This window comes from Ruegeria sp. YTSC192 (genome assembly GCF_059609705.1).
On sequence record NZ_JBXWMG010000007.1, the window covers coordinates 40,718 to 55,309 of the forward strand.

Below are 14,592 nucleotides of genomic sequence, written 5' to 3' on the forward strand. Positions count from 1 at the left end.
ATATCATTTCAAATACTATATCTTGCTTATACTATCAGAAAAAATGATGATCTAATGTCCCTCAGATTTCGCCAGCTGCAGGCCTTTCACGCGATCATGGAGACCGGAACGGTCACCGGCGCCGCGTCAGTGCTTGGCATTTCGCAGCCGGGCATCAGCAACCTTTTGTCTCAGCTAGAACGTGAAGCACGCTTGCCGTTGTTCGAGCGGACCAAAGGGCGCTTGCTGCCGACGCCCGAAGCCGAGCTGCTGTATCGTGAGGTCGATACTGTGGTGCGCGGGTTGGATCACGTGGCGCAGGCGGTTACGGATTTGCAGAACAAACACCCCGGCCAGTTGCAGGTCGCCGCCCCGCATATGTTGTCCTTCGGCTTCATGCCGCGCGAGATTGCGCGGTTCTCGCAATCCCGCCCCAATCTGTCGGTCAGCTTTCAATCGCAATATTCGTCGAAAATTCAGGAATGGGTAACGTCGGGCCTGTTCGAGATCGGCATTATCGAGATGCCTGTACTGCACGACACCCTGAATGCACGGGTGTTCCAGTTCGAAACCCTGGCGACTTTCCCCGATGACAGCCCGTTGGCTATACACGAGGTCCTCACCCCACAGTTGCTTGAAAATGAACCCTTCATCGTGATGGGACCCGAACATCAAACCCACCGTCGAACCCGCGAAGTGTTTCAGAAGGCCGGGTGCAACTGGCGGACCAAGATCCACACGCACCTGTCGGAAAACCTGCTCAGCTTCGTCAAGCAGGGCATGGGCGTGGCCATGATAGACCCGTTCACCGTCTCATTCGATGGCGAAACAGGCTATCAAACCCGGCCCTTTCAGCCACCCGTGATGTTGGATCTTGCGGTCATCACCGCCAAGGGCCGCCCATTGTCCATCATTGCGCAAGAATTTCTAACGCAGTTGATGGCCTCGATTGAAGCGTTTGCAAAGGCAGTCGAGCAGCAGACGCGCCGTTAACGCTGTTGGCAAGCCGCATGGGGATGTGAAACTGTCGGGCTGACTCGACGTTCAGAACCGCAGGAGGAGGGGCAGATGATCGCACAAGGGGGGAAATCCATTTACGGGGCGTCGGTGGGTATCTTGATGCTCGACGCGCGCTTTCCGCGCATTCCGGGCGACATGGGCAACGCAACGACCTGGCCGTTTCCAGTGCTGTATCGGATCGTGCGCGATGCCTCGCCCGATCTTGTTGTGCGACGCGGGGCCGAAGGTATGCTGGGCAGGTTTGTCGATGCGGCCCGTGACCTTGTCCGCGATGGGGCGGATGGCATCACCACGAATTGCGGTTTTCTGTCCTTGTTCCAGCAAGAATTGTCCGAGGCCGTTCCGGTTCCGGTCGTAACCTCGTCGCTGATGCAGGTTGAGATGGTTAATCGCACTCTGCCAGCCGGAAAGCGTGCTGGGGTCCTGACCATCTCGGCCTCGACTCTGACGGAGGACCACTTGCGAAAAGCGCAGGTGCCCCAAGGAACGCCGATCGGGACGACGGAAGGGGGGCAGGAATTCACGCGCGCAATTCTGGGGAATGAGGAGTCTCTGGATGTCGAGAAGGCGTGCGCTGACAATGTCGAAGCGGCTCTGCGGTTGCAAGAGAACCATCCTGAACTAGGCGCAATCGTTCTGGAATGCACCAATATGTGCCCTTATGCGGCCGATATCCAAAGCGCGACGGGGTTGCCTGTTTTCTCGATTGTCAGCTTCGTGACGTGGTTTCAATCCGGTCTTTTGCCGCCAAGGTTTTGAAGCCGCGGTCCTGCGAGAGGGTGGGAAAACTTAACGATAACAGGGTATAAGGCGAAATATTTCTGCCTTTGCGTCAATTACTAAAAATTTAGTTTGACAGACGCGCGATAAATCGCTGATGTTGGTTGCCATCCGGTTTGCGCCGGAATCTATAGTTTTTGGGAGGAAACAGATGCGGAGACATCTACTTTCCGCAGTGGCGGCGGCTGCCGTCATTGCGGGGCACGGTCCCGTTTGGGCCGACGAAGCCGCAGCACAACGTTGGATCGACGACGAATTCCAGCCATCGACCTTGTCGAAAGACGAACAGATGGGCGAGATGAAGTGGTTCATCGAAGCTGCACAGCCTTATGCCGGCATGGAAATCAACGTTCTGTCAGAAGGCATTCCTACGCACTCGTATGAATCCGAGGTGCTGACCAAGGCGTTCGAAGAGATCACCGGGATCAAGGTCAACCACCAGATCCTCGGCGAGGGCGAAGTGGTTCAGGCCGTTCAGACCCAGCTGCAGACGGGTCGTAACCTCTATGACGGTTACGTCAATGACAGCGACCTGATCGGGACGCACTCGCGCCTGCAACTGGCTTATCCTCTGACTGACATGATGGGCGGTGACTGGGCGGCGACAACCTCGCCGACGCTGGATCTGGATGACTTCATGGGCATTCAGTTCACCACCGGCCCGGATGGCAAGCTGTACCAGCTGCCCGATCAGCAATTCGCGAACCTCTATTGGTTCCGTAAGGACTGGTTCGATGACGAGGCCAACAAGGCCGCGTTCAAGGAAAAGTACGGCTATGATCTGGGCGTTCCGGTCAACTGGTCGGCATATGAAGACATTGCCGAGTTCTTCACCAATGACGTGAAAGAAGTCGATGGTGTCGCGATCTATGGTCACATGGATTACGGCAAGCGCGCGCCTGACCTTGGCTGGCGTATGACCGACGCCTGGCTGTCGATGGCTGGTGCCGGTGACGTGGGTGAGCCGAACGGTATACCCGTTGACGAATGGGGCATCCGCATGGAAGCGGGCACCTGTAACCCTGTAGGTGCTTCCGTCTCGCGCGGTGGTGCGGCCAACGGTCCGGCTGCGGTCTATGCGATCCGCAAGTGGGATGAGTGGCTGCGGGCCTATGCGCCTCCGGGTGCGGCGTCTTATGACTTCTACCAGTCGCTACCAGCGCTTAGCCAAGGCAACGTGGCCCAGCAGATCTTCTGGTACACCGCCTTTACCGCTGACATGGTGAAGCCGAAGTCCGAAGGCAACAACACCGTGGATGACGAAGGCACGCCGCTATGGCGGATGGCACCCAGCCCGCACGGCCCATATTGGGAAGAAGGCCAGAAGGTCGGCTACCAAGACGTGGGGTCCTGGACGTTCCTTAAATCGACCCCCGAGGATCGTGCTCAGGCGGCGTGGCTATACGCTCAGTTCGTGACGTCGAAGACTGTTGATGTGAAGAAGTCCCATGTGGGTCTGACCTTCATCCGCGACAGCTCGGTCAATCACGAGTCGTTCACCGAACGCGCACCCAAGCTGGGTGGTCTGGTCGAGTTCTATCGCTCGCCCGACCGTGTGGCATGGTCGCCGACCGGCATCAACGTGCCGGATTATCCGAAGCTGGCCCAGATCTGGTGGCAGCAGATCGGTGACGTGAACTCGGGCGCCTTCACCCCGCAAGAGGCGATGGACCGTCTGGCCGAGGAAATGGACATCACCATGGCCCGCATGCAGGCCGCGGATGAGGCCGCCAACGTCTATGGTGGCTGTGGTCCCCGTCTGAACGAGCCGCAGGACGCCTCGTTCTGGCTGGAGAAAGAAGGCTCGCCTAAGGCCAAGCTTGAGAACGAAAAGCCGCAAGGCCAGACCGTCAACTATGACGAACTGGTTCAGCGCTGGCAGTCTCAGTAAGCGATTGAAACCGGGGGTGCCGATTGCGGCATCCCCATCCCAAGACCAAGACAGCGCATCGCGCTGCGGGATCGGAATTCACGGACATGATCGAACTTAAAGACGCGACCAAAAGGGTCGGGAACGTCATCCATATCAAACCCACATCCCTGACGCTGCAGACCGGCCATTTCAATGTGCTGCTGGGCGCGACGGGATCAGGCAAGACCTCTCTGATCAAGATGATGGCCGGGCTGGACCCGATCGCCTCGGGCAAGGTCTTCATGGATGGGCAGGATGTGACAAAGCTGAACACGCAGAAGCGGCAGATCAGCCTGGTCCACCAGTTCTTCGTGAACTACCCCCATATGACCGTTTTCGACAACATCGCTTCGCCACTGCGCGTAGCTGGCATGGCGAAATCCGAAATCGAAGGGCGCGTGGAAGAGGCCGCCGATCTGCTGCAACTGCGCCCAATGCTACATCGCCGCCCGCACGAGCTGTCCGGCGGGCAGCAACAGCGTACTGCCTTGGCGCGTGCGATTGCGAAAGAAAGCCGCGCCGTATTCCTGGATGAGCCGCTGGCCAACCTCGATTACAAGCTGCGCGAAGAACTGCGTGAGCAATTGCCTGATTTGTTTGCCGGACGCGGAGCGGTAGTGGTCTACGCCACCTCGGAACCCGAAGAGGCGCTGTTGCTGGGTGGACATACCGCATTGATGGAAGACGGGTATGTGACGCAGTTCGGCCCGACGGCTGATATCTACCGCAATCCCGAAAATCTGGCTGCGGCCCGCGTATTCTCGGACCCCCCGATCAACGTCGCCCGCATCACAGTATCGGGCACACAGGCGCAACTTGCCGGAGGTGGCGGCTGGGCGGTTCAGAACATGGCCGATGGCGAATACATGGTCGCTGTGCGTCCGCATCGCGTCACTCCGATCCGGACATCCGAGGCTGACGTTGAACTGACAGGCCGTGTGATCGTGACCGAGTTGTCGGGATCGGACTCCAGCGCGCATTTCCGACATGGATCGGACGACTGGGTGTCCTTGGCGGCAGGGGTTCATCCCTATCAGGTCGGCGAGGATCACAGTTTCTACATGAACCCGGCGCATTGCCGGTATTTCGGCCAAGACGGCCAAAGGGTGGCCTGACATGGCACAGATCAAGCTTTCCAACCTGCGACACAGCTATATGCCCGCGCCGAAAGGCCCCGAGGACTATGCGCTGAAAGAAGTCGATGTCACGTGGCGCGACGGTGGGGCCTATGCGCTGCTGGGGCCGTCGGGCTGCGGCAAGTCCACTCTGCTGAATATCATCTCGGGCCTGCTGACACCGTCCGAGGGGCAAATTCTGTTTGATGATCAAGATGTTACGGCCTTGCCGCCCGATCAGCGCAACATTGCGCAGGTCTTCCAGTTTCCGGTGATCTACGACACGATGACCGTGGGTGAAAACCTGGCCTTTCCCTTGAAGAACCGAGGCGTCGACCCCGCCAAAATCAAGCGGCGCGTAGATGAGATCGCCGAGATGCTGGACGTCACAGATATGCTGAACACCCGTGCCAGCGGCCTCAGCCCGGACAACAAGCAGAAAATCTCGATGGGGCGAGGGCTGGTGCGCGATGATGTAAACGCGGTGATGTTTGACGAGCCGCTGACCGTGATCGACCCGCATCTGAAATGGAAGCTACGCTCGAAGCTGAAAGAGCTGCACCAGAAAGTGCAGGCAACCATGATCTATGTGACCCACGACCAGACCGAGGCGCTGACCTTTGCGGATGAGGTGGTCGTGATGCAGGACGGCGAGGTTGTGCAGATAGGCACGCCTGTTGAGCTGTTCGAGCGCCCTCAGCACACTTTTGTCGGCCACTTCATCGGCTCCCCCGGCATGAATGTTCTGCCTTGCGACGCCAAAGGCGACCGGGCCGTGTTTGAGGGCCATGAAGTGATGCTGGAAGGCCCAACCCATGGCGACGGTGGCCGCACCGATCTGGGTATCCGCCCGGAATATGTGGGCTTCGGCGATACCGGCATTCCGGCGCATGTGACCAAAGTGTCCGATATCGGCCGCCACTATGTGGTCAGCGCGATGGTCGGCAACACGGCCCTCAAGGCCGTGACCGAACATAGTGTGCCTGAACCGGGCTCACAGGTCTTCCTGCAATTCAAACCAGAACAATCCCGCGTTTACCGCGACGGCTGGATCGCAACCGAGGAGCGCAGCTGATGAGAACAGAAAACCAAAAAGCATGGTTCTTTGTCCTGCCGGTGCTGGCATTGGTCGCGTTCAACGCGCTGGTGCCGATGATGACGGTGGTCAACTACTCGGTGCAGGAAACCTTCGGCAACAACCAGTTCTTCTGGGAAGGGCTGGGCTGGTTCGAACAAATCCTGCGCTCGGACCGCTTTCAGGCCGCGCTGGGACGGCAGTTCCTGTTCACCTTCCTGATCCTTCTGATCGAGGTGCCCCTAGGCATCATCGTCGCGCTGTCTATGCCGCGCAAAGGCTTCTGGGTGCCGGTCTGTCTGGTCCTGATGGCCCTGCCGATGCTGATCCCGTGGAACGTGGTCGGCTCGATGTGGAACATCTTCACGCTGCCGAAAATCGGCCTGCTGGGCTATTTCCTGAATGATGTTCTGGGCATCAACTATGACATGACGCAACAGCCCTTGTCAGCGTGGATCACCGTCGTTGTCATGGATGTCTGGCACTGGACTTCGCTGGTCGTGCTGCTGTGCTATGCGGGCCTCGTGTCGATCCCCGATGCCTATTATCAGGCCGCAAAGATCGACGGTGCCAGCCCATGGTCGGTGTTCCGCTATATCCAGCTGCCCAAGATGAAAACCGTCCTGACCATCGCCGTTCTGCTGCGCTTCATGGACAGTTTCAACATCTATACCGAGCCCTTCGTTCTGACCGGCGGTGGCCCCGGCAATTCAACCACCTTGCTGTCGATCGACCTTGTGAAGATCGCGCTGGGACAGTTCGACCTTGGCCCCGCAGCCGCGATGAGCCTGATCTACTTCGCTATCACGCTGCTGGTCAGCTGGGTCTTCTACACTCTGATGACAAAGGATGACGCGCAATGAAGAAGCGCTCCATTATCCCTATCCTCTATATCGCGTTCCTGATGCTGCCGATCTATTGGCTGGTGGCGATGTCCTTCAAGACCACGAACGAAATCCTGTCGGGCTTTTCCCTGTTCCCCCAGACCTTTACGCTGGAGAACTACACCACCATCCTCACCGATCCGACGTGGTACTGGGGCTATATCAACTCGATCCTCTATGTGACGATCAACACGGTGCTGTCGGTCTGTGTGGCCTTGCCTGCGGCTTATGCGTTCTCGCGTTATCGGTTTCTGGGCGACAAACAGCTGTTCTTTTGGCTGCTGACCAACCGGATGGCCCCGGCGGCCGTGTTCGCCCTGCCGTTCTTTCAGCTCTATTCGTCCATCGGATTGTTTGACACCCATCTGGCGGTGGCACTGGCGCATACGCTGTTCAATGTGCCTTTGGCGGTGTGGATTTTGGAAGGTTTCATGCGCGGCATCCCGAAGGAGTTGGACGAGACCGCCTATGTCGACGGCTATTCCTTCCCGCGCTTCTTCGTGACGATCTTTCTGCCCAACATCAAGGCAGGCGTGGGTGTGGCGGCGTTCTTCTGCTTCATGTTCTCGTGGGTGGAAATGCTGCTGGCCAAGACGCTTACGGCGGTTGAGGCCAAACCCATCGCCGCCGTGATGACCCGCACCGCCTCTAGCGCGGGGTATGAGTTGGGTCTGCTGGCCGCCGCCGGAACATTGACCATCATCCCCGGCGCCATCGTCATCTGGTTTGTCCGCAACTACATCGCGCGTGGTTTCGCGATGGGACGTGTATGAGGTTCGATATGCGCAAACTTCTTATCATCCTTCCCTTCCTGCCCTCTGTGGCATTTGCCCAGCAGGCGGGTTGGGGCAGCGTAGGCCAGCAAGAGGAAAAAGGCTTTTCGTGGACCGATCCGCTGTGGCCTGATTTCTGGATGGCTTGGACGCCCGCCACACTGGCTTTGTTCGTCGGCATCTTCTCGGCCATTGCACTGATCGGCGTTCTGGAGGGGTTCAAGTTCCGAGACGGCATTGAACGCAAAGGTGTGCTTGGCCTGACCACTACGCTGGGCGACCGCCTGTTCATCACGCTGCTGGGCGCGGCCTATATCTTTCTGGCGTGGCTCGGTTTCGTGGGCCAACCGGTCTGGACACCGCTGTTTCTGTCCATTGGCTGGGGTTTCTTCGTTTTCTGGAAAGTTTAGGCTTTGACAAAACACGAAAGGATGCTTGTCTGACAGGCACACCAATCATGACGACACCAAGAGCGATGCGAAAGAAAAAGACGACAAATCTGCTGACCGAGGTTGAACTGGAGTTCATGAACGAGCTTTGGGCCCTAGGCGAAGGCTCGGTGCGTGATGTATTGGACCGCCTGCCACCGGAACGGAATCTGGCCTATACTTCAGGGGCAACGATCCTGCGTATTCTCGACGAAAAAGGTTTTGTCGAAAGCCGCAAGGGCGGAAAAACCCTGATCTACAGCCCGCTTCTGGACAAGGACCGGTATCAGGCCCGCTCGCTTCAGAACCTCTCGCGGACGTTGTTTGACAACACACCAGCCTCGCTGGTGGCGCGTTTGGTCGATGATGCGGGTCTGAGCGAGGCGGATCTTGAGGATATTCGGGCATTGGTAGAAAGGAGACTGCAAAATGACAGCGGTTAAGCCGGTTCTCGATGCCTATCTCGAACTGAATTTTGTTCTGATCCTATCGGTCGTGTTGTGGTTCGCAGCCCGATTTGTCCTGTCGCGAACCTCGATGCGACTGTCCTTTTCCGATCAGTTTCGCCTGCTCAGGGCTCTGGTACTTTGCCTTATGCTCAGCCCCGTGCTGGCCTTTGGGGTGGCGCATCTGTTCGAAATTATCTGGCCCGGTCAGCCAATGGCTATCGGCGACGTGGCCGTTGCAGCCTATCTGAGAGGTGAGATTGCTCTACCCGCAACCCAGTTTGAGACGCTGCTGAATACGCGCCAGCGCTGGGTCGAGGCCGCTTTGGATGGCAGTTCGGTTTGGGCGATCGCGGCACTTGCGGCTTTGGCGCTGGTTTCGACTCTGCTGGTCATCCGCGTAATCTGGGCCGCGCTGCAAATCCGTCAGACGGTTCTGGACAGCTTCCTGTGGAAACGCTCGGCCAAGGTGGATGTCCGTCTGTCGGATCACATCGTCGTGCCCTTTGCCGTGCGCGGCTTGCGGCGGCGCCACGTGATCCTGCCCAGCAACCTGCTGAATGATCGACACGAATTGCGGTTCGCAATCGCGCATGAGTTTCAGCATGTCCGCACCGGCGATGTTGAATGGGAATTGGTGCTGGAGTTTCTGCGTCCGCTGTTTTTCTGGAACCCGGCCTATCACATCCTGCGCTATCAGTTCGAGCGGCTGCGCGAACTTGGCTGTGATCAGGCCATTGTTGCCAGACGCAGGCTGGATACGGTGGACTACGCCAAATGCCTACTGGACTATTGTGCCCGCACCGTCTCGCGCGGGGGTCCTCAGGTGCTGAATGTTGCGCTGGTCAAGGGGAACAAGGCGAAGCGGGTGCTGCGACAGCGCGTGATCGCTTTGGCGGACGATCCCGTAAGGGGGCATCCGCTGCATGTGATGGTCCTGTCTTTCAGTTTGATTTTTGCGATTGTCCTTGCCTGGGGCTCGGCCACTTTGCGCCAGACCGAAGGGTGGAGCCATGACCGGCTTATGCTGTCGACCGTGGTCAACCTTGAGCGGCTGGAGCGCCGCAATAGCGGTAACTGACAAAGGACGCCTCGGTCAGACCGGGACGCCTTGAAGCATTTGAACCCGCAAACCTCACCATGGTCGTGCCACTAGGGCGGGGCCGTCCGGTTACACCTTTTTGCGAAAGGCCGAGGGGGTCTGCCCAAACTCGGCCTTGAAGGCGCGGGTCATGGCGCTGGCGTTTTCGTACCCCGACCGGCTGGCGATCTCGGCAATGGATTGCTCGGTTTCTTCGGTCAGCCTGCGCGCAAGGTTCAGGCGCAACCGACGATAGAGCGCCTGCGGTGTGGTTTCCAGATCCGCCTGAACACGCATTTCCAGCCGTTTCTGTGTGCAACCCACTTTGCGCGCCACTTGCGTGATCGATAGAGGCGTCTCAAGGCTCGTCTGCATGATGGCCAAGGCGCGGTTGACCAGAGTGTCTTCGGATTTCATCGGCAGCGCATAAGTGTCGCTCCGACCGCGGCTCATAAACAGATGGGCAACCTCCATCGACAAAAGCGGGCCGTGGTCTTTGCGGACAAGAGCCAAAGCCAGATCAAACGCCGCCATCGCCCCGGAGCAGGTCAGGCGGGGTCCGTCGATAACGTAACGTTCTTGCACGACGTCCACGGCGGGAAAGGCTTCTTCAAACCGGGAAAGCTCATCCCAGTGAATGGTTGCGCGGTGTCCATCCAACAATCCCGCCCGCGCCATAAGCCAGCTACCTGTATCCAACCCGGCCACTTGTGCGTGCTTCTTGGCAGTCGTCAACAGGGCGCGCAGGGTTGCAGGCGTGCCCAATTGCAAAAACCCGTAGGAGGGCATCACAACGAGCATATCCCCTCGCTGGTCGGTCAGCGCGGCATCAGGCGTCACCGCCAGCCCGCTGGAGCTGTGGACGGGTTCTCCGTCCACAGAGCAGAACCGCCACTCATACAAAGACTGCCGAGACAGCGTATTTGCTGCCCGCAGGGGTTCGACCATGTTGGCAAGGCAGTGGTTCGAGAATCCATCGAACAGCAGAATGTTAAACCTGTGGCGCAATAAATTTCCAATTCTGCACGATCATGACCGAACTTCGCACAACATGACCATGATAAATCTCGTTTCCTGCGTCAATCACCTATTCAAGGATATCGCACCATGCAGTTTGGTCTGACCGAAGAACAGGACATGATCGTCTCGACAGTCCGTAGTTTTGTCGAAAACGAAATCTACCCGCATGAGGCCGAGGTCGAACGCACCGGTCAGGTGCCGCATGAGCTGGGCGAAGAGATCAAACAGAAATGCATCGACCTGGGCTTTTATGCCTGCAACTTCCCCGAAGAGGTCGGCGGCGCAGGCCTTTCGCATCTCGATTTCACTCTGGTCGAGCGTGAGCTGGGCCGGGGGTCCATGGCTCTGACGCATTTCTTTGGCCGGCCGCAAAACATCCTGATGGCCTGCAACGAAGAACAGCGCGAACGCTATCTGCTGCCCGCTGTGCGTGGCGAAAGGATGGATGCGCTGGCGATGACCGAACCGGATGCGGGCTCGGACGTCCGGGGGATGAAGTGTCAGGCTGTGAAGGATGGTGGCGATTGGGTCATCAACGGCTCCAAACACTTCATTTCGGGCGCAGAACACGCGGATTTCTTCATCGTCTTCATTGCAACCGGCGTGGATGAGACGCCGAAAGGGCCCAAAAAGCGGATCACAACCTTTCTGGTGGATCGCGGAACTCCGGGGTTTGAGGTGCGCGAGGGCTATAGCTCGGTCAGTCACAAGGGCTACAAGAACTACATCCTCTACTTCGACAATTGCCGCTTGCCGGACGCGCAGGTTCTGGGCGAGGTTGATGGTGGTTTCGCGGTCATGAACGAGTGGCTCTATGCGACCCGTCTGACGGTTGCGGCCTTCTCGGTTGGTCGGGCGCGGCGTTGTTTCGATTACGCGCTGAACTATGCTGCCGAGCGCAAGCAGTTCGGCCAGCCCATCGGCAAGTTCCAGGGCGTGGGCTTCCAGATCGCCGACATGATCACCGAGATTGATGCCGCCGACTGGCTGACCCTGTCGGCGGCCTGGCGCCTGGACGAAAACCTGCCTTCGAACCGCGAGATCGCTTCGGCCAAGCTCTATGCCTCGGAAATGTTGGCGCGGGTCACCGACACGACACTGCAAATCTATGGCGGCATGGGTCTGATGGACGACTTCCCGATCGAGCGTTTCTGGCGCGACGCGCGGGTTGAGCGGATCTGGGATGGCACCAGCGAAATCCAGCGTCACATCATCAGCCGTGATCTCCTGCGTCCGTTGGGCGCCTGACGATGACCAAAGACCTCACCCGGCTTTTGCGCCCGAAATCCATCGCCGTGATCGGCGGTGGTGCTTGGTGTCAGCAGGTCATTCTGCAATCTGAACGTATGGGCTATGCGGGTCAGATCTGGCCTGTTCACCCCAAAGCGACCGAAATCGCTGGCCATAGGGCCTATGCCAGTCTCGAAGACCTGCCAGCATCGCCGGATGCCGTTTTCATCGGCATCAACCGCCATGCCACGATTGAGGCGGTTCGCACCCTTTCCGCCACTGGCGCAGGCGGTGCAGTGTGTTTTGCGTCAGGCTTTTCCGAGGCCGTGGCGGAGGATGACACAGGCGGCGATCTACAGGCACAACTGGTCGCAGCTGCGGGCGACATGCCCATTCTTGGCCCCAATTGCTATGGTTTCATCAACGCGTTGGATGGGGCTTTGTTGTGGCCCGATCAGCACGGGGCCAAGCCGGTCGAGTCCGGCGTTGCGATCCTTACGCAAAGCTCGAATATCTCGATCAACTTGACCATGCAGAAACGCGCGCTGCCCATCGCCTATATGGTGGCCTGCGGGAACATGGCGCAAACCAGTCAGGCGCAGATCGCCTCGGCCTTGCTGGACGATCCGCGTGTGACGGCTGTAGGCCTGCATATCGAAGGTTTCAAAAACATCCGCGAATGGGAGGCTCTGGCAGCCAAAGCGCATTCCAAAGGTGTCCCTCTGGTGGCGCTCAAGATCGGCGCGTCCGAGCAGGCGCAGGCCGCAACCGTGTCGCATACCGCCTCTCTGGCCGGAAGCGACGCAGGTGCGCAGGCCCTTTTGGAGCGGCTCGGCATTCCGCGCCTTTCGGCCTTGCCTGATTTTTTGGAGACGCTAAAACTGCTGCATTGCTATGGCCCGCTTCCGGGCAGCAACATAGCGTCGATCAGTTGTTCCGGGGGCGAGGCGAGCCTGATTGCGGACATGGCCGTTGGAACCGGGTTATCTTTCCCGCGCCTAAGCGACGGTCAGCTTGACCACCTGCGACAGGCACTCGGTCCGATGGTGGCGCTGAATAACCCGCTGGACTACCACACTTATATCTGGCGCGATGAAGCGGCGATGGCAAAGGCCTGGGCCGGGATGACGGGCAATGGCATCGATCTGACTTTTTCGATCCTCGACTATCCCACCACGGATGCGAGCGACTGGGCCTACGCCTCTCGTGCGGCGATGCAAGTGCGCGCGGAAACGGGCGCGCGATTTGCTGTTGCCGCGACACTGCCGGAATTGCTTCCCGAAGATGTGGCGCAGGGGCTTATGGATGGCGGTGTGGTGCCCTTCATGGGGCTGCGCGAAGCCCTTGCGGCAACCGAAGCGGCAGGCCAGATCACAGCGCCCTCGGCTAAACCGATCACGCTGCCCGGAACAGCCGAGGCCAAAAGGACACTCACCGAAGGCGAGTCCAAATGCGTTCTGGCCCAGTGCGGACTGCGCATCCCGCAGAACCGTACAGCCACAGGTGCTGATCAGGCACGCGCCGCCGCCAAGGACATGGACGCGCCCTTTGCGGTTAAGGGTGTTGGGCTTGCGCATAAATCCGAGCACGCGGCTGTACGTTTGGGTGTTCTCGCCGAAGACGTGGCCGATGTCGCCACGGATATTGGGACCCCTGAAATTCTGATCGAAGAGATGATCACCGGAACAGTGGCCGAGCTTCTTGTGGGCGTGGTGCGCGATCCGGCGCATGGGTTTGTCCTGACCCTGGGCGCAGGCGGTGTTCTGACCGAAGTGCTGCGCGATACCGTATCCCTGCTGGTGCCCAGTTCTGCCGACGGCATCCGCAACGCCTTGGGCAAATTGAAGATTGCACCGCTTTTGGCAGGCTATCGCGGCCAACCGGCGGCTGATATGGATGCCATTGTTGCCGCTGTTGAGGCCGTTCAGGCCTATGTCATGCAAAACGCCGACACGCTTGGCGAGGTCGAAATTAACCCGCTCCTCTGCACGCCCGAAAAGGCGGTGGCTGTGGATGCCCTCATCAGAAAGGCCTGAGATATGGACCCGATCAAAACCCGCCGCGACGGCGCGATTCTTGAGGTCACATTGGACCGGCCCAAGGCCAATGCCATTGATCTGGCCACCAGCCGCGTCATGGGAGAAGTCTTTGCCGAGTTCCGCGACGACCCGGACCTGCGCGTCGCGATCCTGACAGGTGCGGGAGAGAAGTTCTTTTGCCCCGGATGGGACCTGAAAGCCGCAGCCGATGGTGATGCGGTCGATGGGGACTACGGCGTTGGCGGCTTTGGCGGCCTGCAGGAATTGCGGGACATGAACAAGCCCGTCATCGCAGCTGTAAACGGCATTGCTTGTGGCGGAGGGTTGGAGCTTGCGCTGTCCGCCGACATGATCCTCGCCGCGGACCATGCGAGTTTTGCCCTGCCGGAAATCCGCTCGGGCACCGTGGCGGATGCGGCCAGCGTCAAACTGCCCAAACGCATCCCGTATCACATCGCGATGGAGCTGCTGCTGACGGGCCGCTGGTTCGACGCGGAGGAAGCCAACCGTTGGGGCTTGGTGAATGAGATCGTGGCCGCCGATCAGCTGATGGACCGCGCATGGGAACTCGCCCGCCTGTTGGCCTCGGGCCCGCCGCTGGTCTATGCCGCGATCAAAGAGGTCGTACGCGATGCCGAAGACAGCAAATTTCAGGACGCCATGAACCGTATTACGAAACGCCAGCTGCGCACAGTCGATACTCTCTATGCCAGCGAGGACCAGCTGGAAGGCGCGCGCGCGTTTGCGGAAAAACGTGATCCTGTCTGGAAAGGCAAATAAGCAAGTCTGGGGGCTGAACCCTCTCGACGG

At 58.9% G+C, this 14,592-nt stretch carries 14 protein-coding genes; 13 read left to right on the forward strand and 1 reads right to left on the reverse strand.

The genetic code is table 11. From position 1 onward, the window contains the following. The first annotated feature begins 54 nt into the window (after nt 1-54). The 10 genes from AC2FD8_RS11655 to AC2FD8_RS11700 all read left to right on the forward strand — a co-directional run bounded on the left by AC2FD8_RS11655 (nt 55) and on the right by AC2FD8_RS11700 (nt 9,493). Nucleotides 55-972, forward strand: coding sequence for a LysR family transcriptional regulator (locus AC2FD8_RS11655; RefSeq protein ID WP_496856280.1), 918 nt, complete (start codon nt 55-57; stop codon nt 970-972). Nucleotides 973-1,047: 75 nt separating this feature from the next. After that, nucleotides 1,048-1,758, forward strand: a complete 711-nt coding sequence (locus tag AC2FD8_RS11660; protein ID WP_496856282.1) for an aspartate/glutamate racemase family protein — start codon at nt 1,048-1,050, stop codon at nt 1,756-1,758. 172 nt (nt 1,759-1,930) lie between these two features. After that, nucleotides 1,931-3,670: an ABC transporter substrate-binding protein gene (locus AC2FD8_RS11665; RefSeq protein WP_496856284.1), complete on the forward strand. Its 1,740-nt coding sequence runs from the start codon at nt 1,931-1,933 to the stop codon at nt 3,668-3,670. 86 nt (nt 3,671-3,756) lie between these two features. Beyond that, complete coding sequence (locus tag AC2FD8_RS11670; protein WP_496856286.1) at nt 3,757-4,806, forward strand: ABC transporter ATP-binding protein; 1,050 nt, start codon at nt 3,757-3,759, stop codon at nt 4,804-4,806. 1 nt (nt 4,807) lies between these two features. After that, complete coding sequence (locus AC2FD8_RS11675) at nt 4,808-5,881, forward strand: ABC transporter ATP-binding protein (RefSeq protein ID WP_496856288.1); 1,074 nt, start codon at nt 4,808-4,810, stop codon at nt 5,879-5,881. Further along, on the forward strand, nt 5,881-6,744 hold the full coding sequence (locus tag AC2FD8_RS11680; protein WP_085807799.1) for a carbohydrate ABC transporter permease: 864 nt from the start codon (nt 5,881-5,883) through the stop codon (nt 6,742-6,744). The genes AC2FD8_RS11675 and AC2FD8_RS11680 overlap by 1 nt, the downstream gene beginning before the upstream one ends. Beyond that, on the forward strand, nt 6,741-7,538 hold the full coding sequence (locus AC2FD8_RS11685) for a carbohydrate ABC transporter permease (RefSeq protein WP_496856290.1): 798 nt from the start codon (nt 6,741-6,743) through the stop codon (nt 7,536-7,538). Before AC2FD8_RS11680 ends, AC2FD8_RS11685 begins: the two co-directional genes overlap by 4 nt. Before the next feature lie 8 nt (nt 7,539-7,546). Further along, a complete protein-coding gene (locus AC2FD8_RS11690) occupies nt 7,547-7,948 on the forward strand; it encodes a DUF2160 domain-containing protein (protein WP_496856292.1) in 402 nt (133 codons plus the stop codon). 65 nt (nt 7,949-8,013) lie between these two features. After that, complete coding sequence (locus AC2FD8_RS11695) at nt 8,014-8,409, forward strand: BlaI/MecI/CopY family transcriptional regulator (RefSeq protein ID WP_496856536.1); 396 nt, start codon at nt 8,014-8,016, stop codon at nt 8,407-8,409. Next, nucleotides 8,396-9,493, forward strand: a complete 1,098-nt coding sequence (locus AC2FD8_RS11700) for a M56 family metallopeptidase (RefSeq protein ID WP_496856294.1) — start codon at nt 8,396-8,398, stop codon at nt 9,491-9,493. The genes AC2FD8_RS11695 and AC2FD8_RS11700 overlap by 14 nt, the downstream gene beginning before the upstream one ends. Nucleotides 9,494-9,583: 90 nt before the next feature. Here the strand turns inward: AC2FD8_RS11700 and AC2FD8_RS11705 are convergent, their stop codons facing one another. Then, nucleotides 9,584-10,501: a GlxA family transcriptional regulator gene (locus tag AC2FD8_RS11705; RefSeq protein ID WP_496856296.1), complete on the reverse strand. Its 918-nt coding sequence runs from the start codon at nt 10,499-10,501 to the stop codon at nt 9,584-9,586. A gap of 99 nt (nt 10,502-10,600) precedes the next feature. Between AC2FD8_RS11705 and AC2FD8_RS11710 the strand changes: the two genes are divergently transcribed. The 3 genes from AC2FD8_RS11710 to AC2FD8_RS11720 are packed head-to-tail and all read left to right on the forward strand — an operon-like array spanning nt 10,601 to nt 14,562. After that, complete coding sequence (locus AC2FD8_RS11710) at nt 10,601-11,761, forward strand: acyl-CoA dehydrogenase family protein (protein WP_496856298.1); 1,161 nt, start codon at nt 10,601-10,603, stop codon at nt 11,759-11,761. A gap of 2 nt (nt 11,762-11,763) precedes the next feature. Beyond that, nucleotides 11,764-13,779 carry an acetate--CoA ligase family protein gene (locus tag AC2FD8_RS11715; RefSeq protein ID WP_496856300.1) on the forward strand — a complete coding sequence of 672 codons (2,016 nt, stop codon included), beginning with the start codon at nt 11,764-11,766 and terminating at the stop codon, nt 13,777-13,779. Nucleotides 13,780-13,782: 3 nt separating this feature from the next. Beyond that, the gene (locus AC2FD8_RS11720) at nt 13,783-14,562 is read left to right on the forward strand and encodes a carnitinyl-CoA dehydratase (RefSeq protein ID WP_496856302.1); all 780 of its coding nucleotides are present in this window, start codon (nt 13,783-13,785) and stop codon (nt 14,560-14,562) included. Nucleotides 14,563-14,592 lie beyond the last annotated feature (30 nt).

Excerpts from the sequence above, each read along its gene's own strand:
- AC2FD8_RS11665 (WP_496856284.1), top strand. The coding sequence starts at position 1,931 with ATGCGGAGACATCTACTTTCCGCAGTGGCGGCGGCTGCCGTCATTGCG.
- AC2FD8_RS11700 (WP_496856294.1), top strand. The coding sequence starts at position 8,396 with ATGACAGCGGTTAAGCCGGTTCTCGATGCCTATCTCGAACTGAATTTT.
- AC2FD8_RS11675 (WP_496856288.1), top strand. The coding sequence starts at position 4,808 with ATGGCACAGATCAAGCTTTCCAACCTGCGACACAGCTATATGCCCGCG.
- AC2FD8_RS11660 (WP_496856282.1), top strand. The coding sequence starts at position 1,048 with ATGATCGCACAAGGGGGGAAATCCATTTACGGGGCGTCGGTGGGTATC.
- AC2FD8_RS11690 (WP_496856292.1), top strand. The coding sequence starts at position 7,547 with ATGCGCAAACTTCTTATCATCCTTCCCTTCCTGCCCTCTGTGGCATTT.
- AC2FD8_RS11720 (WP_496856302.1), top strand. The coding sequence starts at position 13,783 with ATGGACCCGATCAAAACCCGCCGCGACGGCGCGATTCTTGAGGTCACA.
- AC2FD8_RS11680 (WP_085807799.1), top strand. The coding sequence starts at position 5,881 with ATGAGAACAGAAAACCAAAAAGCATGGTTCTTTGTCCTGCCGGTGCTG.
- AC2FD8_RS11710 (WP_496856298.1), top strand. The coding sequence starts at position 10,601 with ATGCAGTTTGGTCTGACCGAAGAACAGGACATGATCGTCTCGACAGTC.
- AC2FD8_RS11655 (WP_496856280.1), top strand. The coding sequence starts at position 55 with ATGTCCCTCAGATTTCGCCAGCTGCAGGCCTTTCACGCGATCATGGAG.
- AC2FD8_RS11670 (WP_496856286.1), top strand. The coding sequence starts at position 3,757 with ATGATCGAACTTAAAGACGCGACCAAAAGGGTCGGGAACGTCATCCAT.
- AC2FD8_RS11715 (WP_496856300.1), top strand. The coding sequence starts at position 11,764 with ATGACCAAAGACCTCACCCGGCTTTTGCGCCCGAAATCCATCGCCGTG.
- AC2FD8_RS11685 (WP_496856290.1), top strand. The coding sequence starts at position 6,741 with ATGAAGAAGCGCTCCATTATCCCTATCCTCTATATCGCGTTCCTGATG.
- AC2FD8_RS11695 (WP_496856536.1), top strand. The coding sequence starts at position 8,014 with ATGCGAAAGAAAAAGACGACAAATCTGCTGACCGAGGTTGAACTGGAG.